Here is a 23,560-nt window from a genome sequence, read left to right on the forward strand (position 1 = left end):
AAACAACCACTAAACAACAATAAGTATAGATAAAACGCTCTCTATATAAAAATCTCCTTTCTGTTAATAAACTGATTATACAACCTTAAAATGAACCATAAATTCTTCGTATTTTTACATGCTTACTTGGGATAAAGCTTCAAATAGAAAAAAAACGGAGAATGTACTTAATTTTTGACACTGAAACAACCGGATTACCAAAGAGTTGGAATGCTCCAATTACCGACACAAATAACTGGCCAAGAGCTATCCAAATTGCTTGGCAGTTACATGACAACATGGGTAATTTAATTGAGCACAGCGATTTTCTTATTCAACCTGATGGATTTAATATTCCTTTCGATGCTGAACGTATTCATGGTATATCAACAGATTTAGCAGCCGAACAAGGTATTACTCTTGCTGAAGGTTTAGATTTATTCAATGAAGCTCTTAAGAAAACAAAGTTTATCGTAGGTCAAAATGTTGGTTTCGATGTTAATATAATGGGATGTGAATTCCATAGATTAGGAGTTGAGAACAATCTTACCGAACTTCCCGTTTTGGACACCTGTACCGAGCATACGGCTGGGCTTTGTAAAATACCCGGAGGTAGAGGAGGTAGATTTAAATTACCTACCCTTACCGAATTACACAATTTTCTTTTCGGTGTAGGTTTTGGTGAGGCGCACAATGCAACCGCCGATGTTGAGGCCACTACAAGGTGTTTTCTTGAATTAATAAGACTTCGTCAATACACCCAAGAACAGTTAGATGTAACTGAAGACTATTTTGAAAAATATTCAGAAAACAATCCGATGACAATTAAAGTCATTGGTTTAAAGCATCTAAATTTAAAAAAGGAAAGTGATAAAATACGTAAAAGAAAATCTTCAGAATCTACTGATTTTTCTACTCATGACACCTCTGAAGGTTTAGCTACCTTAGAAGATGTAAAATTTGCTCATTTACACAATCATACTCAATACTCAGTTTTACAATCTACAATTCAAATTGGTAGTATTGTAAAGGCAGCAGCAAAAGATGGGATGTCTGCAATAGCTCTTACGGATAGTGGAAATATGATGGCAGCCTTTCACTTCGTTAGAGAAGTATTGAATCATAACAAGTCTGCTGACACCCCTATCAAACCCATTGTTGGCTGTGAATTTTTCGTTTGTGAAAATCATACTGATAAATCAAAAAAAGATAATGGGTACCAAGTTGTTCTTCTTGCGAAAAACAAAAATGGCTATCATAACTTGGCCAAAATGGCTTCTATTGCTTATGTTGATGGTTTCTACTATGTTCCGAGAATAGACAAAGAGATTATAAAGCGATACAAAGAAGACATTATTGTTTTAACTGGAAATTTATATGGAGAGGTTCCTGGTAAGATTTTAAATGTTGGAGAAAAACAAGCAGAAGAAGCTTTAATATGGTGGAAAGAACAGTTTGGGGATGACCTATATATAGAATTAATGCGTCATGGGCAAGAAGATGAAAAAGCAGTAAACAAAACGCTTTTAGAATTTGCCAAAAAACATGAGGTTAAAATTATTGCCACTAATAACACCTATTATTTAGAGAAAGAAGATGCCAATGCACATGATATTTTATTATGTGTAAAAGATGGTGAAAAACAGGCTACACCAAAAGGTAGAGGTCGAGGATATCGATATGGACTACCTAACGAAGAATATTATTTCAAGTCATCTGAAGAGATGAAAAAACTCTTCGCAGACATTCCTGAGACAATTATCAATATTCAAGAAATTGTTGATAAAGTTGAAGAATATACTTTGGCAAGGGATGTACTCTTACCCGCTTTTGATATTCCTGAAGAGTATCAAGATGAAGCTGATAAAGGAGATGGAGGAAAGCGAGGAGAGAACAACTATTTACGAGCATTAACCTATGAAGGTGCTGAAGAACGATATGAAGAGATTACCGATAGTATTAGAGAACGTTTAGACTTTGAACTAGAAGTAATTGCAAATACTGGATATCCTGGGTACTTTTTAATTGTACAAGATTTCATTAAAGCCGCCCGAGTGATGGGCGTTTCTGTAGGGCCAGGACGTGGTTCTGCTGCAGGATCTGCTGTAGCCTACTGTTTAACAATTACCAATATTGATCCGATTAAATATGACCTACTTTTTGAGCGTTTCTTAAATCCTGAGCGTGTATCGATGCCCGATATTGATATTGATTTTGATGATGAAGGGAGAGGCCGTGTAATGGATTATGTAATTGATAAGTATGGAGCCAATCAGGTAGCTCAGATAATTACCTATGGAACCATGGCTGCTAAATCATCTATTCGTGATACCGCTCGTGTTTTAGATTTACCTTTATTTGAGGCAGATAGAATTTCAAAATTAATTCCAGGGGTAAAGCTGAAAAACATTTTTGGTGATGATGATAAAAGTAGAGGTAAAATTGCTGGGCTTCGTTCTGAAGAAAAAGAATGTGTTGATGAACTTCGAAATATTGCTCAAGGAAATGGATTGGAGTCAGAAACTATCAGTCAAGCTGTTATTCTTGAAGGATCTGTAAGAAACACTGGAATTCACGCTTGTGGGGTAATTATTACTCCCGATGACATTACAAACTTCGTTCCTGTTTCAGTAGCAAAGGACTCCGACATGTATGTAACTCAGTTTGATAACTCTGTTGTTGAGGACGCTGGATTACTTAAAATGGATTTCTTAGGGTTAAAAACATTAACTCTTATTAAGGATACCGTTAAAATTGTAAAAGCTCGTCATGATGTAGATCTCGAACCAGAGGAATTCCCTATTGATGATGTAAAAACATACGAACTCTTCCAAAGAGGTGAAACTGTTGGAATATTCCAATATGAATCTCCTGGTATGCAAAAATACATGCGCGAATTAAAGCCTACTGTTTTTGCCGATTTAATTGCAATGAATGCCTTGTATCGTCCAGGGCCATTAGAGTATATCCCTTCTTTTATTAGGAGGAAACATGGTGATGAACCGATTGAATATGATCTTCCAGCTATGGAAGAATATTTAGCAGAAACCTATGGTATTACCGTTTATCAGGAGCAAGTAATGCTTTTATCACAAAAGCTAGCTGATTTTACCAAAGGTGAGGCCGATGTACTTCGTAAAGCAATGGGTAAAAAGCAAATTGCGGTTCTTGAAAAAATGAAGCCTAAATTTGTAAAACAAGCTGCTGCCAATGGTCATGATGAAACAAAGTTAGAAAAAATATGGAAAGACTGGGAAGCCTTTGCTTCTTATGCCTTTAACAAATCGCACTCTACCTGTTATGCTTGGGTTGCCTATCAAACAGCTTATTTAAAAGCTCATTATCCTGCTGAATATATGGCTGCCGTTCTTTCTAATAACATGAATGACATTAAACAAGTTTCATTCTTTATGGAAGAATGTAAACGTATGGGGCTTGAAGTATTGGGTCCTGATGTTAACGAATCTTTCTCTAAGTTTTCTGTAAACGAAGAAGGCGCTGTACGTTTTGGTATGGCAGCTATTAAAGGAGTTGGAGGGTCCGCTGTAAAGGCAATTATTAATGAACGAAAAGAAAATGGTAATTTCACTTCCATTTTTGATGTTTCTAAACGTGTCGATTTAAGGGTAGCGAATAAAAAAGCATTTGAAGGACTCATTTTAGCTGGAGGTTTTGATTCATTTACCAGTGCTCATAGAGCTCAATACTTTGCGCTAGACGAGAAAAATCAAACCTTTCTAGAAAAAGCCTTGCGCTTTGGAAATAAATACCAAGAAAACAAAAACTCGTCTCAAGTTTCATTATTTGGTGAAGCGTCAGCTGTAGAATTACCAGAACCAACAATTCCTCTTTGTGATACATGGGGAACCATGGAACTTCTTGCTAAGGAAAAGGAAGTAATTGGAATGTATATTTCAGCACACCCACTTGACGATTTTAAAAATGAACTCAAATTCTGTAATGCAGCCTTAAATTATTATAAAGACTTAGGGAAATATGAAGGTATGGCTTTAAGTTTTGCTGGTATTGTTACAGATGTACAGCACCGAGTATCTAAAATGGGAAAAGGATGGGCTTCTTTCATCGTTGAAGATTATGGGGATAGCTTTGAATTCCGAATTTTTGGAGAAGAATATTTACGTCACAAGCATTTTTTAGTTCCCAATTCGTTCGTATTTGTAAAAACAATGGTAAAACCAGGATGGACAAACAAAGAAGGTGTAAAAGGAGATCCAAGAGTATCTTTCACCGATTTTACACTCTTACAAGACATCATGGATAAGCTTTGTAAAAAAATTACAATTACCATGCCTTTAAACAAAATTAATGAAGAGTCCATTAAAGATTTACAGCATTTATTTGTTACCAATAAAGGTTCTCAGAGTCTATTTTTCACTATTTGGGATGCAGAAGAAAAAATAGAATTGAATTTACCAAGCAGGACAACTAAAGTAAAAATATCAAATGAATTCCTCCGATCTTTGGACGATCAGTTTATTAATTACAAATTGAATTAAAACAGCATGCTCTCAGATTACAGCAATAGCTTAGATTTATTAAATACTGTTTCTGAGAGAAACTTATACCAAGAACTTATCTTACAATTAAATAAGGATTTCTCTTTAGTTGGATTAGATCATACTTTTTCAAAAGACCAATCACCAATTCAACTAAAGGAAAATCTAATTATTGTTATAGAAAATCTAATTAATACCGATTTCACTTCTTTTGTAAATCTACTTTATAGAATTGATGTTTCTGAAGAAAAAATCACTAATAAAACTTACGAAGGCACTGTCATAAAATAGCTAAACCCTTGTTTTTACGAGGGTTTTGTTGTATCTTATATTCATAATAAACCCCGAAAATCACCAAAAAAGGTAAAAAACGGGGTTTCCATTTGTGTAATTATGAAAATACGAAGAATTTCTGAAATGCAACACCGCATTTCAATTTTTTCCCCTCAGTGAGAATTATGATGCTCATTACACACGTTTTTTAGAGGGAGATTTGGGCAAAATCTATTCTGCTATTGATTGGGATGACTTGGTTACTACTTTAAATATTACTGAACAAAAAAAAGGGCGTAACTATCTTTTTAGCCCTAAAGGAAGACTTGGCTTGATGTTTTTAAAGCATTATGCCAATTGTTCGGATAGGAAAATGATTGAACAACTCAACTCAAATTTAGACTATCAATTTTTCTGCGATATAGAATTAGGTTTTGAACGTTTAACAAACTATAAAATAATAAGTCAAATACGTTGTGAATTAGCAGAGAAACTAGATATTAATTTAGTAGAAAAAGTTCTTTTTAATTCTTGGAAAAATCATATTGATAGTACCGACCAAATCGTAATGGATGCTACTTGTTACGAAAGTGAAGTTCGTTATCCTACCATCCAGAAATTACTTTGGGAATCTGTTCACTGGTTGTACAATCAATTACGTAAAACTTGCTCCATCTTAGGAACTAAGATGATCAGAAGTAGATATAACAAGTGGAAAAAACGTTACCAAGGATTTAGTAAAATGCGAAGAAAAACCAAGTCTAAACGTACTTCATTAACCCGAGCTTTACTGAAGCTATTAAGTAAGTTTATCGATTTTGAAAAGGAATTATCCAAGGCCTACAATATCGAGTTTAAGCCCTTGTATTATAAGCGAATCGACACAATCCAAAGAATTTACAAACAACAAAAAGATCATTTTGATACAGGAGAAAAAATCAAAGATAGAATTGTAAGTATTCATAAGGATTATATCCGTCCTATTGTTCGCGGAAAAGAAGTAAAGCCTGTTGAGTTTGGAGCAAAAGTTAACAAAGTTCAAATTGATGGAATTAGCTTTATAGAACATATTAATTTTAATGCGTTTCACGAAGGAAACCGTTTTATACAAACAGTTCAAAAAGCGCAAGGGTTAACTCGAAAAAAGGTAAAAGTAGCCGGTGGAGATAAAATTTATGCTACCAATAAAAACAGAACATATAGTAGCTCAAAAACCATACAGACAGACTTTATCCCCAAGGGTAGAAAACCTAAAAATCATAAAGAGAAAAAGCAACTTAGGGCTATCATTGCTAAAGAAAGAGCAACAAGATTAGAAGGCTCTTTTGGTAAGGATAAAGAACATTATCACCTACGGAAAATAAAAGCCAAAACAAAAAAGAATGAAATTCTATGGATATTCTTTGGTATACACACAGGAAATGCATTAGAAATTGGTCGAAGAAAAATAGCTCAAACAGACCAACAAATAGCCTAAAATAAAATCTTAGTATTTTTTTCATGGGAGAGCTACGTCTTGTAGGTACGTTTTTAGGAGATTCAATCAATAAAACCTCTTTTAAACAGAAATAGAGGATAGAATTTATATAATTTTATCCTCTATTTTCAATGTATTTTAAAAAATAGACTGTTTTCTGAAAGTGCCTACGAAAACCTCACTTCTTATTCTGAAAAAGCCTCGTTTGAAATTCTCAAAAGAATTTGGAAAAAAGTTTGGTTAAGAAAAAAACTTTCTTGATACTTTATATTACTTTAACTTTATTATTAATTTCCTATTTTTCGCTTTTTTTACCTGCTCATTTAATAACTCAACTTCAGAAAGCTTTTCTTTCGGAATTCTGTCTTTAAGCACCGCGTATTTCGAAGAAATCAACACTTGATTATTTTTGTTTTGTTTCAATTTGAACTTATATTCTCCGAATTCGCTCTTAAAATTAATACTCTTATCCTCTAAGCCTAATACCTCAATCTCAGCAGGAAAATCCAAGAAATACATTAAATCATCAGAATAGCTATAATCCAAATAATAATTTAAATCACTTCCATTAGAACTATTTTCGAGCTGATTATGACTGATCAATTTATCCATTGAAATACTCACCAAATTTTCATTAATAAAAGTTATGACATTATTCAGAGTACCTTCTCCCATCGCTTTGTAAACAAATGGTCTTTTAGCATCCTGATTCGACTTCATTACTGTATCAACCTCTATCGTATTATCAACTCCCTCAAACTTTGATAAAGCATCATAAAAATCACTAGCCTCTTTATTTTGTCCTAACATTCGATAAAAACTTCTCAAATCCGTTGATAATCCGCCAGATGTTTTAAAACGATACCTTATTTTTGTCTCTTTATTTTGAACATCTACTTTTCCCAAAACAATTTGCTGAATGTAATTATTACTTGCATCCATTCCAGGCAAATTAATGGTTATAGCCGATACAGAATCGACTTCTGCCAACTGTAAATCTCTTGATATAAATTTATCTCTTTTTCTTAGTTTTTTCTCCAAAATAGGCTTTACTAAAACCCCTTCAGTATTGTAAATATCAGTTGGAATTTCATTGATCTGATATCGATAATATTCGCTATGAGGATATAAGAACTTCAACACTCCCTTTTTATCTTGCATCGCAAAAAATACATGATCGAACTCTCCTTTTCGAATATAGTACTTGTCTATACTACCCAAACGTTTTGATTTAGCAAATACGGCCCAATAATCGATATCAAGATCTTCTAAGACTTGCCTATAAAACCTTCTTATACTTATGGGATCAAATCTTTTTTTCTTTAAAAAATAACCACTTGATTTAATTATTTCAGCACTTTTTACCGGTTCAATTTTAAAATTATTTAAAACTTCGGAATGGAGTAAATTAAACTTATAATACTTAGAACTATCTTTGGCCGCTCCAATTATCCTTCGCTTCCATCTTTTATAATATGAAGACTTGTCATAATCTAGAGACATTGGCTGAGAAACAATATTAAATTCACCATTGTAAACATCTTTCCATGTTCTCAAATCGCTTTCTTTCCTTTCAAAAGTATAATAGAGATATGGTTTTTCACATAGTAAACAACTGAATTCACTCTGAGTATACCCTTTAACACTATCCATTGCAAACTGTGCATAAACAATACTATCATTTGCTACAACTTTTGGTTCTGGAAAATCATTATACCCCTTATATCTCACAATTAATTCAGAACTACTCGCTCTTAATGTATATTGAGATTTTAAACTTGGTAATTCAGCATATAAATTAACATAGTTCATAAGTTCAGATGCTTTCAATCTTTCAGAGTACACATAATTTGTTTCAATTGTATCACCTGGTTCTACTGCTGGAATAGGGTAGTTTATTGACCCAAATTTTTCTTTTTTCGATTTTCTTTTAAATACTAGACTCGAGTCTAGTTCTATAATTGTTCCATCAGATTTTAGTGTTCTAATTTTAAAGCTTTTTATGTGATTACTTTGATATTCTGTTAGGTTTAAAAACGCATAATTTTCTACCCCCTTTTTGGTATTCAATACCAACTTATTCTTAATGGTTACATCTCTATTATAGCGACTCCAGTTTTTCGTGTATGAAACATCATTGAAGTAATATTCATAATACGCATCAGACTCTATGCACAGCGATAAAAAAGAATCGTTTACATCATTATAAAAAGAAGGCTTAAATCCATATAAAAATAATCCTACAACAAAAACAAGCAAACTAGTTTTTATGTTTTTCGATAACAATTGGTTCATTAATAATTTTTTTGAATGATTTTAATATTTTGTTTAAATATTCAATATTTCCCCTTTCAACGAAAACGTAATTACATATAAAATCATAACTACATTCGATCTCATATTTCCCTACATATCTTATTTTCAACTCCAAGGACACTCCTTCTTCTTCGAAAATATGTTCTTTGGATGTAAATTCTTTAATGGGTTCCTCCATTACTATTTTCGAAAGCACCCTTTTTCGAAATGGATTTGTTAAACGAGTACCTTCCAGAAGTTCTTCCCGATCTTCACTTTCCATCAGCTTTGGTAAAAAATCGATAAAGAAATATAGATTAGCCCCATCACTAAAAGCTTTATCATTAATTTCAATATTTCCATTAATTTTCACACTTTGTTCATTCTCAACTATTGATAAATCCGAAACAGTTTGCTTTCCCAATACCTCCTCATAAAACTCCTCTCCAAAATTTTCAAAATCTTTCTCAACCTCACTACTTAAAACATATCTCAAAAAACTACCTGACAAACCTTTATAAGTAATATTTAATTTACCATCTATAGGTCCACCACCTTTTGACATGTTCAAATTAATCGAATAATAAATCTCATTTTGATCCGGATTAAAGCTTTCAACTTTATGGAAGATTCCTCCATCTTTATTCATAATTAAAATACTACGATCTTGTAAACTTTGTACAGGCATACCTTTGACATGGCTAGGATCTGTAGGATCAAGTATTATTTTCTCTCCATTGATATAAGCAATATTTACAACGTGATTGGCAGAACTCAAAGAAGGAAAATCACAATCGCTAATATGATCAAAAGTAGCAGCCAACGCTATATCGCTATTGACCCCCTTATATCTCAAAACTTCAGATAAGAAATTTGACAAATCCTTACAATCTCCCTGCTTGTTAGAAAACACCTCATTCGGACTTGAAGGAACGAAAGCCCCCATACCAACTTCAATGGCTACGTATTTAAAATTATCTCTGACATAATCATAGATAATTTTTACTATCTCGTTGGAATCGGTAATTCCTTCAGTCAAACTATCTATTTTCTGTTTAACCGACTCACTTATTCCATTAACTGGCAATAGTTTTTGCATGTACCAATCGTTAAGATATTCAATAGCCTTATCTTCATATGATTTTGGAACTACTAAGGTTCGCATTAACGGGACTTCCATATTTTTGTAAATTCCAAAAAACTGCAATGGATCCGGTTTTACCTTTTTAGGTGATACTTTTATATCCCAAACTGTGTTCGTATGAGAAATGGTAGAGTCCATTTTGAAAAAAGACAATGAATCTTTATAAACTGTATTATATTTTAATTTATACTTTGCAGGTACTCTTATTTGATATTTCAATGTATCTATCTTATTGTACGAGAAAAAATGCAAACTGGATAAATACATTAACTCTTTGCAATGTAGGTGATAAGTCAATTTAACTTCTGAATTGGCAGGAATTAGAACCGATTTAATTTTTTTACTATTGATATAATCAAGTTTCGCGTCTTTTTCAAAAACTTTCTTTATATATTCCTGCTTATAGCGATTACGTTTTTTGATGTAAAGTTTAATATTTGCTACCCTTTCTAGTTCTGAATCATAAAAAATGGAATAAAAACGAGGCGCACTATTCTCTTTTATATGTATTGTTATTTTGTTTATAAACAAGGAATCTCCAATCACTTCAATATTTTCCGATCTCAATTTTAATTCAATATCCTGAGAATATCCATTCAAATTATAAAAAACGGCTAGTAACAATAGTAACTTAATAATGCAATTATTCATACTTTAGGTAAATTATAGGTCGCATTATTACAAATATGTACGAAAAAGTATTTACGAGTTCTCTTTCACAAAGAAAACATCATTAAATAATATTTTAGATATCTAAGAAAAGGAAAAAAATTTCTTAACACTCAAACTCACAACAATTAAACCAATACATTTCAATTACTTATATTTTATTAAAAAAAATACAAATAATTTAATTTTCATTTTATTTAGCGATTCGAAGGTATTAAAATAATGTGTATTCCAAAACAATTAAAATGGAAAATCAAAATCCACATAATAAAATAGGTGTTCGTAGTATTTTATTCCAAACACTTCAAACATCTATCAATAAATAAATTATTTATTATAAAACTCAATTTATATAATTACATCAAGAAATATGAACAATAAGTATATTGAAGAATCAAATCCTTATCGTCTTCCCTTCTTTTCCATACTCTCTTCTTATTCCTTCTAGGATAAATTCTTTTTGAATTGTTTTATGGTTTCCATGAATTGTTTTTAAGCAAGCATATTGTACGATATTGATAATGTTTGCTCCTGTAATTCCATATTTCTTGGCTAATTCTGGAATAGAAACCGACTCTTCAACCTCAATTCCTTTTGGTAAACTCTTTTCCCAAAGTTTAATTCTTTCTTCATATGATGGAGCTTCGAATTCAATAATACTATTAAACCTTCTAGTAAATGCAGTATCTATATTATTTTTAAAATTGGAGGCGAGAATCACCAATCCAGCATGTCCTTCTATTCTTTGCAAAAGATAAGACACTTCTTGGTTTGCATATTTGTCATGAGCATCTCTTACGTTTGTTCGCTTTCCAAAAATAGCATCAGCTTCATCGAAAAATAGAATCCAATCTTTGTTTTCCGCCTTATCAAATAGTTTCGAAAGATTCTTTTCTGTTTCACCAATATATTTGGAAACCACCATTGATAAATCAACTCGATATACATCTCTTTTCGTATACTTCCCTAATAAACCAGCAGTTAATGTTTTACCAGTTCCAGGGGGACCCCAAAACAAAACGCGATATCCAGGTTTTATCTTACCATGCATATTCCATTCGTTCAAAAGAGTTTCATTACACTGCAACCAAGCTTCTATTTCTTTAACTTCTTGTAATGTTGATAATTTTAAAACCAAATCATCCCAGCCTAAGGTTGTATCAATTAAACTCGCTGGAAAGGAAGGGCTCAACTCTGGTTTTATCTCTTCTCCGAATAAAAGAAGAGTTTTATACTCATCGTCTATCAAAAGTTTTCCGCTCATTTCAGGTTCTCCTGATGGGACTCTTTCTATATCCACTATTCCATTATTGAGTACAAAGGAGTCATTAATCACATAACTCATCCCTTCTAATCTATTCTGGAAACTATTTCCATATAGAATATATAAAGCTGTTTCAACAGTAGGCAAAATACCTCTATGATTCTTTCCTTTTACTCCACCAAACTCGGGAAACTCCCCACCACTTGGTAAAAACGAAACAATAATATCATTAATAAAACTTGGAGAAACATGTGGTATTAATGCCAATAATAAAATAACGGTATCCTCTAGAGATAAGTCATGTTCCTTAATAAAACTATCAATATAAGTTTCTTTTTTATGACTTAGAAATGTTGGTTTTAATAAGATACCTTCTCCGAATTCTTTATCAAGACGATATTTAATCATTTCTGACAAAAACTTAAAAATGTAATTCTCATTTTCGCCGATATTATTTGGTAATACTTCTGTAAGATGCTCTTGCATATGCTAACTAAACCTTTAAAAATGAACTACTCAAACCAAGAAAATTTTAGACCTAGTATCGTAATTTCATCAAAGTTACTTTTTATAATTATACCATTTGGGACTTGAAATTACTGTAAAAGAAAATGATGATATTTTTCTTTAGTCGAATTACAAAAATCAATCATAGCCTTAGTTTATGGTTTCTTTTTTTAATAACGAAGAAAGGAAAAAAGGGCGTTTTATTACGGTAATTTCAATTTGTAAATAGTATTATTCCGTATTAAATTAATGAATCTATTGAAAATACATCTATTTTCGATTTATGGAAATTTCGTATTCTTTTCATCACAGCGATCCCATTTCTTGACCCTGCTTGATTTGTATTCCCTTCAATGGTTTGAATCGTTTCTCCTTGTATTTCCATAATAATTCCTGTATGAACCCAATCGAATTTCGATTTTTGAATTAAAAATATATCTCCTGGTTCCATAAATGAAGATTTTTTTCTTAACTGCTGGTATCTATGTAAATACCCTTCTTGAATTCCCTTTTGACCGACCGTATCACAACTATAAGTAAGAGGCATTAATTTAGTAAAATCTTTACCTAATTCTGAAGCAGCCTGATCAATTATTGTTTGTACAAATCCCATACACCAAAACCATATACTTCCATCATTTCCATCCATATAACTTCGTACCCATGGCCCGCTATTCCATTCTCCGTTAATTTGTAATTCTAATGGATGTTGGCTTAAATGCAAATGAGCAGCTTCTAACACCTTATCTCTTAAATTAACTGATTGTAATGGTGTTTCAAAGGCTTTCGCCATGCCCCCGCATAACACAGAAAAAACTTGAGCATCTACAACTCCTGTTACATTTAACCCGTTATGACTTTGAAAATTCTCAACCGCCCTTTCGGTCGCTGGTCCGAAGGCTCCATCAATGGAAGTCGCTGTTCCACTAGCAGGATGTTGCATTCCATATAAATTAAGCCAAGATTGAATTTTTATTACTTCATTACGTCTGTTATTAACGCCGTCTCTTTCTTGAGTACTCCTTAACGTTAATTCTTTTTTATACGCCGATTTTTTCATGACTATTTAGTTTGTAGTTAATGTTTTCTTTACGAGACAAGAAAGTTACTAGTTAATTCCTTATAAAAACTAAGGTATTTCCCTGTTATTATTAGGTGGTTTTTCAAGTTCTTTTTCAAGTTAAAGTACTCTACACAGTATTTAAGTTAGCATATGCACTTCTTCAATAACTATATAACCAATCTGGATTAATCATTTTTAAATTTCATTTAATTTCAAAAAACTGGGTAATGTTTTTTTTCTTCCCATACTATTCTATGATTGATCAATTTAAAGAGACAATCTATTATCAAATAGTATTACTAAAATAATTTGATAAGTATTGTTTCGAAGTATAAAAAAGGCGGGATCCGAAAAGCCTTAATAGAGTAGGTAAACTTTAAAACTAAAAATCATGAAAAAATTAGTAGGAATTACTTTAGCACTAGCCTTTACTTTATCATCTTGTAGTAATGAAGAAACAATAGCTCCAAGCGATACTAGTGGTGTTGAAGAGAATACAAGAGCCCTTGGAGGTAGGGTATGGTTCGATAACGGTGCTCAACCTGGAGTTGATGGAGTAGATTACGGCTGTTCTGGTTCTGGAGGAAATTGCTTAGACGAAGTTGTTGTTTATGGTATTGCAAGTCCATATGTTCTTAATGACCTAAACGACACCATTGGATCTGGAAATACACAAGGAACTCAACATGTATTTGAAGCACATGCTGAAGAATTATCAAAATTCATTCCTGGAAAACTGATTGATGGAGTTATTAATGGAAGTTTATATGTAAAATCGAGAGGTAAATTAAACAAGGAACAAACCATGTATTTAAACTTTACGAACAGACGTGGTAAAACTGTAAGTATTGTTCCATTGAGATAATAGCTTTTAAATAATAACACCATGCCTTTACAAATTTTATTCAAGCCTATTCTAACCAGCATATTTAGTAGCTGTCTTAATCTTAAGGCAGTTGTATTGGCATGGTGTTTCTATGAATTCAAAAAGACACTGTTTATTTTTTTTATAATAAGCAGTATCTTCTCATGCTCAACACACACTGACAAATCAAACAATTTTCAGTACTTGAAAGATCTAACATTTAAAACAGGATTTAAAAGTGGTAATGTTCAAATTGAAATCATAAACGGAAAAGAATATTTGTGTATCGGAGATTTTCAAAGAGAAAAATGCATTGTTTTACATCCGCTTGATGGGAAAAAGCAACTAACAGTAGATCTAAGCAATTTAGATTTGTTTCAAGAAAAGATAATGGCTTTTGAAATACTTGATCTTGATACTATTTTAGTGCTCCCTTATTACTCTACCAAAATCTATTGCCTAAATAGAACTGGTGATGTATGGAAAATAATAGATCTCAAACCCTACCTTCCAAAGGATGGAAAGTATGAATTAAAACGTTCAGCTACCCCTTTTCATTATCAAAATAACACTCTTATTTTTTCACTTGAATATGTATATACAAACGAGAATGACATATACTCATTTAGACAAAAAAGAAATGCAGCTCCTATTTTATTTAAGGTAGAAGATATTTTTGCCGATAGCCTTAAAGTGAGTTATGGTTTAGATAACTTATACAATAACTTTTCTGATGCAAATCATGTTAATATCGAAGGAAACAATTTTGTTTTTTTTAAAGATAAAATCGTTTTCAATAGTGCTTACAGCGACTCTCTATACATCATAAATCCAGTAAACTTCAAAATACAAACCAAAATAAAACTACACTCTAAGTATTCTAAAATTAACATACGTCCTGTTACCAACCAACAACAATCAGAAGAACCCAGCATTGTTAATTCTAATTTCAGAACTAATGGTCAAATTAGAAGTGTAAAGTATTATAAAAAGAAAGACGTATACTTCGTATTTGCTTCTCACAAACCTCAGCAAAAAGAAAGAAATTGGTCTATTATTATTTTAGATAAAAACTTTAATCAAATTGATGAAATTTTAATGGACTCAAAGAAACATGCTCACTACGGATTGATTTCGGAACAAGGTATTCTTATTTCAAGCTATTATGAAACCTTGTGGGATTCGGACACGAATTATAAAAATACTTACGCTCTTTTCGATTTTTTGTAATGGCTTAACAATACTTAGTAAATCTTAAGCTATTATAGTGCATATTTCTCATATGCCTTTTGAAGTTTAGTATCGTATTTGTTTTCTTTATAGCCTGGTCCATTGTAGGCACGAGCAAAATTTGCCCAGTTTTTATCTCTTAACCAAGAGATTAATTTTCTACTTCTAAAAGAATTAACACTAATAAACTTTCCAAATGCCTTTAAATGCTCTCTCTCATGATCGTACATCTTAGAAACAAAATCGTCTATAGAATCATACCCTAAACTTTTATAATGATATCCCATGATTTGAAAAGCACCCCAAGATGCCGAACAATACGCTGCTTCTCTTACATCTTCAGAATCTAAAAGTTCCGCAGCTTTTTCTAGACGAGAATATTCTTTTTCGCCTCCGATATAATATTTTCGCGTCCATTTTTTATAGAGTACATCTTTACTTTCCTCACTAAGTAGGCTTTCCGGTGAAACATCTCTCTTTTCTAATTGTCTCCAAAAGACATGCCCTTCAAAAAGAATAACTGGTTTTCCATAAACGAAAAAACCTTTCCCCCTGCTTTCAACCTCATTTACGGCTTTAACAACTGCTAACTCCAAATTGTTTTCGTTAGCAAATTCTTTCAAATCTTGCTCTGATAAAAACTTATCATTAAATTTCGGTAATAGTTGTTCTTTTTCAACAACCTTCAACCATGTTTTTGGACCTACCAACCCATCAACTACCAGATTATTCTCTAATTGAAATTCTCTAACAGCTTTATCGGTGTCTTTTCCAAAATATTCAGAAACATTAAGTTTATAACCTAATTTGACCAGTATTTCTTCCAAAATATATACTGACGGTCCTCTTGATCGATATTTTAGTATGCGCATAGTTTTATTTTTTTAGATATTATGATTAAGCAATCCCCTTCTCTTATAATTCCTTCTTTACAATTTACAAAAAATTAAAAATTCTAAAATAATTGATTTTAGCAACAAAAAAATCATTTCAGAAAACATAAAAACCGTCTTTACAAGAAAAACCAGTTCTTTAACTAGAGAAACAAAAACACGAATATGTATACTCTAATTATACACACATCAACGTAACTACCTCTATCAATTAAATTCGAATTAAGGGAGGTTGAAAGTCGGGGATAAGTTCTTTTATTATTTCAAGTTCTGGTAGCACTTCAAAAGGTTTTTCATAAAACTCTTTTTTGTGTAAATGGTATCGAATATTTGAAAAACCTAAATACGTGCTAACTACTTTAAAATATTGAGATATCGTGAGTGGGATTTCTGGTAAGTTTTTAGAACCGCCGTTATTCACAGCTCCCTCAGCAACATAATACAATTTATAACCACCTTTTTTATCGAATTTAATTGTAATGTAATAATCTGCGCCTGGAATAAACTCAAAAATATAATGCTGTTTTATTTCTTCAACATCATCTTTATGATACCAATCTACCCAAAGTTTTCCTTCAGTCTCTTCATCAAGAATTCCAATAAAGCTTTGTAAACTCATATAGCCGTGTATTTTAGTCTCTTTTAGAGTTAAACTCCATTCCAACTCAGCACCATTTAAGGTATTATAAAATTGGAAAACTTCATCAATAATTTTAACTCCATATTCTTCTTCTAAATATGGTAGCTCTCCATCCGTTAGTATTGCTTCCGTTTCTGCATACAAAATATTGGCTCCAATTTCGTGCAATCGTTTTTGCACATTAGTAAATTCATTTAAATAATTCATTTTATCTCCTGTATCTTGGTTTAACATCTAAGTCGTTTGTGAAGTAACGTAAAATTTTCTGAAGCTTTATTCGTATTTGATCTCTTGTCGCTCTTCTTATTGCACTATCAATTTTTCTATTTTCCATTTCTTGTGTTACCTTCTCAATAAAATCTCCTTTTCCAGAATAAGGTCTATTATTTACCATTGCCTGCAGCAACCCTGTTGTAAAATCAATTCCTTTACTCGTTAAGAAGTTCCCCATATGTTGCTTTCCACTTTTGGCCAAGCTTACCCCGGTTGCCATAATATGTGGATCTGGGACTTCTAATGACGTAGTATATACAGGTTTGGTATCTTTTATCCATTTCTGTGACAGATTCGCCTTTCCTTCTTTCGGTCGATAATGATAAATCCCTGCTTTTGCACTAATTCTCTTCGCAAAGGCACTCAATGCTCCTGAAAAATATTTTACAGTGGTTTCTAGCCATACCACATTTTTTTGATTAGGTTGGTTTGCATTCTGACCTCTACTTGTTGTGTTAAATACTAATTTATATGTTTTATCTTCAAATTTTTGATATGCTTTATTTGTGTTATTAGGGGTTGGCACTAAGTTATTTGCCTGCCCTTCTCCTCCTAAATTATCATTGATTAGGTGAAAACGAATCCAAGGGTCGTCATTTCCACTTCCCGTTAAACCTAATTTATTTTTAACAACATCCCATCCAGTAACATTCTCGGTTTGTGGACCAGAACCATAAGGCACTTGATCGGTAATGTAATCTTTCTTCGCCTTAGTCGGTCGATTTCCATCTGAATGAAATTGCATATCAGGCACCGTTGGGTAATCTGCAGGAGAGAAATCTCCGGGCATTCCTCTTAACTTTTCACTTACGTTATTCACTGCTGTTTGTAAATCATTGGCCAATTGCTCATCTTGAGTAGGTGTTTTTCCTCCTTTAATAGCTAAAGTTCTTGCTCTAATAAATGCTTCATAGGCAACCCTTGCCGCCTCTGCTCTCGCTTTTACCGCTGGGTCTGAATCTTTCAAATGAGTATGTATGTGCTGTTTCACTTTTTTCTTAACACTACGCATCATTAATTCAGACTTATTTCCCTTTCCTTCAAAAAACAGTGTATGCTCTTGATTATTTTTATCTCTAAACTTCTTTTTATAGGTCCACCAACTTATTAACTTTTTTACAGCTCCCTTAACCTTAGCCTTTCCTTTTTTAACAAGCTTCTTAAACGCTTTCTTCGCCTTCTTAATAATTTTATTAATTGCCTTATCTATTTTCTTACGAACCTTTTTGATAATCTTTTGAATCTTAGCTGTCAATCCAGTAATACCTAATAACGACGCTAAAAAACCTATTAATACAGGAATTGCTTTTGCTAATGCAGTTTCAATTCCTTTGGCAACTGCTTTTACATTTCCAGCTGCAAGAGCTTTGATACTATTAATAAAGGCATTTACCAACTCAAAAATTTGTGCAGCGCGTTCAACAAAAAACTTCACAATATCAATAATCATCATTGCCGCTTTTACAAAAGCTCCCGCCGGACTTAACAAGCCTAGTATCCATTTGATTCCAGCTTCTACCACTTTGGTTACGATCATATCTCGAATGGCATCCATTACCATTTCTTTCAAGTTACTAAACTGATCTTTGATATATTCCCAAAGTCCTTCTACCCCGTCTTTCCTAACAATTTGAAAAATTTCAACAGCTTTCTCCATACCAGCAACAACAGGCTCTCCTAATAACTTAACCGCTTTGCTACGGAAGTAATCCCAAGTAAGTCCTAACATCTGAGTTACCAAGCTGAATATCCCTGAAAGACTGAATAAATTATCTGGAAGCGTTATTCCTACATTTCCAAGTGAACCTGTTAACCACTCGATCAATCCCTTAATCATATGCTGCTTAATATTAGCTCCAAAATCCATGAAACCTTGTTTCACACCACTAATTAAATTGCTAAGGAACCCAATCGGATCAGATATGATAGCTCCAATAGCACTTACAGCAGCCATCAGTAGGTTGACTAACATATCTTTAATCTTCAGAATTGTTTTAATCACTCCAGCTAATGCGTTGAAAGCTGCACCTATCCAACCTGCACTTACTTTTTCTTTTATTTCGTCAAACTTCTCCTGAAGAGAATCTACATTTTCTTTATACGATTGTGCTAAATCTGCTGCTAACTCTTCTTGCTTTTCATAAACCGTATCTTCTAAATCAGCATACTGATCATTGAAATCATTGAAAGCATCTTCCGCTAGCTTTTTCTGGGACTCATCAAGGCTATCAAATTTTTCTTTCGATTTTTTCTTACCGTCTGCAATAGCATCTAAAGCACTATTGAGTCCATTAGCTATTATGACTGAAATATCATCTAACACCCTATTCATAGTGGAAACAAACTTGCCTTTTTCAACTCTAAACAATCGATCTATTGCCTCTGTGTCTTCTCCAAAAAGCCAATCATCAATAACTGTCCAACCATAAATTTCTCCTAATCCATCTTCAACATTTTTTTCAAATGTTTGTTGCGCCGATTCGGCTTCCTCACTAAACTTTTTATCTACACTTTCCGATAGTTCCTCTAAACTATCAGTTACCGTTTTTTTAGTAGCTTCATAAAGTTTCTCGAATTCAGCATATATTTTTTCCTGCTCGGCTTTATCACTAGTTTTATTTTCTCCCTGACTGGCCAAAACGTTATTTTCTGATAACAATTTAGCCGCTTGCATTTGATCAAGACCTTCCTTACCTGTTCCTGTAGCTACCTTTTTAGCTACGGCCAATTGCGCTTGTTCTTTCTTACGATACGCAACTGGTGCTAATTTCGCTTCCTTCTGCGCATTGTTTTTCTCTTCAAGTGCCCCAGTAAACTTTGGCTCATTTGATTTAGATAATTGACCATCTGTAACCTCGTTTTCCACCATATAGTCGTCTAATGACTGACTTTCCTTTTCCATGGAAATTTCCTGAGAAGTTTTCGGTTTTGGAATTGCTGCTTTAGCATTTAAAGGTGTTGGGGCTTTTCCAGGTGTAGCAGGAGACAATGGTTTTGCTTCATGTGTTGTTTTCCCAGTGGTGGGAGCGGGTTTATCAGCCTCGCTTTTCATTGGCCCAGCTAACTTGTCACTCTCAGCTGTTACTTGGCCTGAAATATTGTCTTTTATTTTATTAATCGGCTTCTCATCCCTAAATTCTTTGGCTTCATCAGAGTTTTTAGGCAACTCTTTTTCCAAATCATCCAAGTTTTTTTGAAGCATTTTCTTAAATCCTTCAGGGGTAAATGGTTCGCGTTTTTTCTCCGCTTCAGAAGTTGAATCCATGGCTTCTGAATGTGCTACCTGATCATTTTTCTTAGATTGAGCAGCTGCTGAAGCATGTCCTGCTTCTTTTTGTTCTGAAACCTTTGCTTCAGGTTCTGGATGTTGAGACTTTTCTTCTTTTACTTTTTCTGTTTCCTTAATTTGCTCTTGGAACGCAGGATCATCTTCTGGTCTCGTAGGCGCTTTTGGTACTTGTTGCTCATCTTTTCCTACCTCTTCTTTTTGCTCTTTTTGTTTTTCTTTGTCTTTGTTTTCTTTCGTTTCTTTATTCACCTCTTTTTTAGGAGGTGTAACTTCTTTCTTAACTGAAGCAGTTGCGAGATTCTCAGTATTAGACACCACCGCCGTTACTGACTCTGAATCATTTCCTTTTGCTTCTGACGTCTGACTTTCTTTTTTCTTTCCTTCTTCTTTTTCTATCGATTTATTACCTATATTTTTTTCTTTAACAGGTGCTTTGGGAGCAAAAAAAGCATGTTGACTTTCCTTATTTTCTTGAGTTTTCTTTACTTTTTGTGTAACCTCATCCTTTTTATCATCAGCCTTCACAACCTTCATTTTAGGTTGAATAAAATTCGTGCTTGTAGATCTATTAATTGGTGAAGATTTTGCTATATTTTTCTTTGCTGTAAACATATCTTATTCTTCTTTTATAAGATTAAGTATTACTTTCATCCCTGCACTAAAGTCATGAATAAAACCATGAATTTCTTTACCATTGGCAGATACTTTACCCGTAAATTTTCCTGAAGCCCCTACATAGGTTGTATATGGAATATCAATACTTGTAGCAGTAATATCGCCACTACCGGTAGCCGTGCTTACCCATTGACCATACATTAAAGAGTATTCGGTAAAGCTTACCTCTCCATTCCTTTTATGTTCAATATAATATTTGCCATTGTTATTTTCTTTATTCCACCAATACCCTGATAGAGATACCTTTATTTTTTCTACTGGTATAAAAGATTTAATTACTTTTTCTTTTTCATTTATTGTTTCCTTTTCCTTCTCAAAAGTCTCTTTTTCAACTTTAAAATGTTTTTCATTGGGTTCTTTCAGACCTAAAAAACCTACATTGTGCAATATGGTTATCACCCCACCAATAGCAGTTATTAGTCCAGTAATGGCCATTATAGTTGTAGAAAATTTAGTTTTCATTGTATCTGACATTTATCCAATTATAGTTTACAGCGACTCTATTTTACTTTATTCGTTTTTTTCACAATCGCTGAGATTTTTAATAGTTCAGGATTAAGCTTTAGGTTTTTTAGTTTCTCTGAAACACCTGACGTGTCTTTTTTTGCGATCGTTTGCTGTTGAATTTTCGCAATCTTTTTTAACTGATAAGCCGTATTTTTTATTACAACACTTTTACCTTCCTCTTTCGGATCTTCATCTGATTTTTCTTCGGTTGCATCAGTACTTTTTCTGTTTTTATCTATTATTTTATCCGCTACTTCAATTGCCTTTTCGGGCTTACCTAACAGTATATTGGATTTACTAATTTGTATAAGATCTTCCTCTGAGGTTGCTCTAGACTCTAGCTCTTCCGTTAGCTCTTCAATTCTATCTCTGGCTATTGAATCTTCAGGGTTTTCCTGATACTGCTTTTGATACTTCGAAAGCTCTATTTTATCTTTTGAAATATTCAGTTCTTTAATACTTGGATAAGCAATCATTAAAATAGGGATCGGAAAAAAGAGTAGTAATTTTTTTATTTCTTCTTTCTTCAAAATATAGTATACTAGCCCTCCACTTAATATGAGGAACAAAAAAGTTCCTAAAAAAAGTAAGACTATTTCGTAAATGTATAAGTCGTTAAATATTCCCATCATGTTTTTTTTAATCATTTACATTTAATCCTGGGAGATACAAATCAACAACAGAAATTCTGAAAGTAAATGAATGTTGAAAAAATACACTTCCAGAAAGTGTACTGCTGCTACCAACAGAAAACCCTCCTTGGCTTATTCCTGCTGAACTCCCTTGAGAGGGTCTGCTCATTTGAACAGTTAAACTAATCGAGTCTCCTGTTTTAGAAGGAACAAAAGCGAGGTTAGCCTCAAGCCTTGGGCTTCCTAAAATAGAGGGTTGACCTACTTGCTCTAAACTAGTAAGATTACACAAGCTGTCTGTTGTATAATTCCAATTTGATAACACATTAAAATGATAATTTCGATCAGATCCTAGTATGGTATCTTCGCTAAACGGTCCATCATCAACGTCATAAAACACGTGAATTGGCATTCTTATTTGTAATACTCCACTTTGATTTTTTTCAAGTGTAATATCAAGATTGTCACTGTGATTTACTTTATAAAACTGAGATCCATTTACCCAAGCTATAGCATCTGGATCAAATTCTATATAGGAAGAGTTACTCATTGAGTTACTACCTATTTCATTGGTAACAAATCGTAAAGGTGTCCTCTGTATTTTTTTCTGCACCATTCCTTTTTGCTGAATAGTATGTGTTAACTCATGCGCCAATAAATGCTTCCCTTCTTTTGTATTTGGATCGTATTTACCTTCATTAAAATAAATATCGTGACCATGAGTAAATGCCTGCGCTCCTACATTTGAGCTCATTTCTTGAGCTTCACTATCTTTATGAATATTCACATTAGAAAAATCTGCTCCGAATCCAGCTTCCATTTCATTCCTTGTTTTCGGATCCATTTTTACCCCTCCAGAACCTCTTCGCAATTTTCCTTCAATAGAATTATTTGTATTAGTTTTCACTCCTTTTTTCGCTTGTACTTCCTCTTCTTCTTGTTTTTGAACTCCTTCTTCCTCCTCCATCATCTGAACTGATTCCTCTTCTGCCATTTCTTTCTTTTGCACCCAAGTACTTACTTCAGAAGCTAAAGGTTTCTGCTGTACTTCTTCTTCAACTTCTTTTTTTAAAACTGTACTCTCTGACTTTGTTTTATTCACCACTTTATCGGCCATTTTATCGGCTTCAACCTCATATTTATCTCCTGCCTTTCCAGTTTTCAATTTTGGCTGAATAAAAGATGTTTTTTTATTTTTAGTTGTATTCGGTCCCGTAGTTTTTTTATCTCTTAAAAACATTTTTAACAAGTTTGGTTTCCTTTGTAATCACCTAATGGAAGCATAATCCTTCCGTAATTGTGTTCAATCATATCTTCAATCTAATTTCAATATTTTAGTTATTTAACAACTGTAACTATGATTGAAGT

The 23,560-nt window shown here is 32.9% G+C and carries 15 protein-coding genes; 5 read left to right on the forward strand and 10 right to left on the reverse strand.

Translation table 11 applies throughout. The features are described from left to right. Positions 1-161 precede the first annotated feature (161 nt). The 3 genes from dnaE (at position 162) to BLW23_RS11580 (ending at position 6,246) form a co-directional block, all read left to right on the forward strand. Positions 162-4,496 carry a DNA polymerase III subunit alpha gene (gene dnaE, locus BLW23_RS11570; RefSeq protein WP_093669994.1) on the forward strand — a complete coding sequence of 1,445 codons (4,335 nt, stop codon included), beginning with the start codon at positions 162-164 and terminating at the stop codon, positions 4,494-4,496. Between the two features lie 6 nt (positions 4,497-4,502). Further along, positions 4,503-4,787 carry a hypothetical protein gene (locus tag BLW23_RS11575; protein ID WP_093669996.1) on the forward strand — a complete coding sequence of 95 codons (285 nt, stop codon included), beginning with the start codon at positions 4,503-4,505 and terminating at the stop codon, positions 4,785-4,787. 202 nt (positions 4,788-4,989) lie between these two features. Next, positions 4,990-6,246: a transposase gene (locus tag BLW23_RS11580; protein ID WP_093668298.1), complete on the forward strand. Its 1,257-nt coding sequence runs from the start codon at positions 4,990-4,992 to the stop codon at positions 6,244-6,246. 270 nt (positions 6,247-6,516) lie between these two features. Here BLW23_RS11580 and BLW23_RS11585 read toward each other — a convergent pair whose 3' ends face one another. The 4 genes from BLW23_RS11585 to BLW23_RS11600 all read right to left on the reverse strand — a co-directional run bounded on the left by BLW23_RS11585 (position 6,517) and on the right by BLW23_RS11600 (position 13,185). After that, positions 6,517-8,541, reverse strand: coding sequence for a DUF3857 domain-containing protein (locus BLW23_RS11585; protein ID WP_093669998.1), 2,025 nt, complete (start codon positions 8,539-8,541; stop codon positions 6,517-6,519). After that, positions 8,507-10,336: a transglutaminase-like domain-containing protein gene (locus BLW23_RS11590; RefSeq protein ID WP_093670000.1), complete on the reverse strand. Its 1,830-nt coding sequence runs from the start codon at positions 10,334-10,336 to the stop codon at positions 8,507-8,509. The genes BLW23_RS11585 and BLW23_RS11590 overlap by 35 nt, the downstream gene beginning before the upstream one ends. Positions 10,337-10,748: 412 nt before the next feature. Next, positions 10,749-12,104 (reverse strand): ATP-binding protein, encoded by a 1,356-nt coding sequence (locus tag BLW23_RS11595; RefSeq protein WP_255362784.1) that lies wholly within the window; start codon positions 12,102-12,104, stop codon positions 10,749-10,751. A 262-nt stretch (positions 12,105-12,366) separates the two neighbouring features. Next, complete coding sequence (locus BLW23_RS11600) at positions 12,367-13,185, reverse strand: peptidoglycan-binding domain-containing protein (protein ID WP_093670002.1); 819 nt, start codon at positions 13,183-13,185, stop codon at positions 12,367-12,369. A 394-nt stretch (positions 13,186-13,579) separates the two neighbouring features. Here BLW23_RS11600 and BLW23_RS11605 point away from each other — a divergent pair, with 394 nt between their 5' ends. Next, positions 13,580-14,053 carry a hypothetical protein gene (locus BLW23_RS11605; protein WP_093670004.1) on the forward strand — a complete coding sequence of 158 codons (474 nt, stop codon included), beginning with the start codon at positions 13,580-13,582 and terminating at the stop codon, positions 14,051-14,053. 204 nt (positions 14,054-14,257) lie between these two features. Continuing rightward, on the forward strand, positions 14,258-15,283 hold the full coding sequence (locus BLW23_RS11610; protein ID WP_093670006.1) for a hypothetical protein: 1,026 nt from the start codon (positions 14,258-14,260) through the stop codon (positions 15,281-15,283). Between the two features lie 32 nt (positions 15,284-15,315). Here BLW23_RS11610 and BLW23_RS11615 read toward each other — a convergent pair whose 3' ends face one another. From BLW23_RS11615 to BLW23_RS11640, 6 genes are all read right to left on the reverse strand, one after another. Further along, positions 15,316-16,155, reverse strand: coding sequence for an N-acetylmuramidase domain-containing protein (locus tag BLW23_RS11615; RefSeq protein ID WP_093670008.1), 840 nt, complete (start codon positions 16,153-16,155; stop codon positions 15,316-15,318). A gap of 232 nt (positions 16,156-16,387) precedes the next feature. Beyond that, the gene (locus BLW23_RS11620; protein WP_093670010.1) at positions 16,388-17,050 is read right to left on the reverse strand and encodes a hypothetical protein; all 663 of its coding nucleotides are present in this window, start codon (positions 17,048-17,050) and stop codon (positions 16,388-16,390) included. After that, positions 17,025-20,990 (reverse strand): hypothetical protein, encoded by a 3,966-nt coding sequence (locus tag BLW23_RS11625; protein ID WP_093670012.1) that lies wholly within the window; start codon positions 20,988-20,990, stop codon positions 17,025-17,027. The genes BLW23_RS11620 and BLW23_RS11625 overlap by 26 nt, the downstream gene beginning before the upstream one ends. Positions 20,991-20,993: 3 nt before the next feature. After that, positions 20,994-21,515: a hypothetical protein gene (locus BLW23_RS11630; RefSeq protein ID WP_143032157.1), complete on the reverse strand. Its 522-nt coding sequence runs from the start codon at positions 21,513-21,515 to the stop codon at positions 20,994-20,996. A 38-nt stretch (positions 21,516-21,553) separates the two neighbouring features. Beyond that, on the reverse strand, positions 21,554-22,207 hold the full coding sequence (locus BLW23_RS11635) for a hypothetical protein (protein ID WP_093670016.1): 654 nt from the start codon (positions 22,205-22,207) through the stop codon (positions 21,554-21,556). Beyond that, positions 22,200-23,432: an eCIS core domain-containing protein gene (locus BLW23_RS11640; RefSeq protein WP_093670018.1), complete on the reverse strand. Its 1,233-nt coding sequence runs from the start codon at positions 23,430-23,432 to the stop codon at positions 22,200-22,202. The genes BLW23_RS11635 and BLW23_RS11640 overlap by 8 nt, the downstream gene beginning before the upstream one ends. Positions 23,433-23,560: the final 128 nt, after the last annotated feature.

This window comes from Tenacibaculum sp. MAR_2009_124 (genome assembly GCF_900105455.1).
Taxonomy (GTDB): domain Bacteria; phylum Bacteroidota; class Bacteroidia; order Flavobacteriales; family Flavobacteriaceae; genus Polaribacter.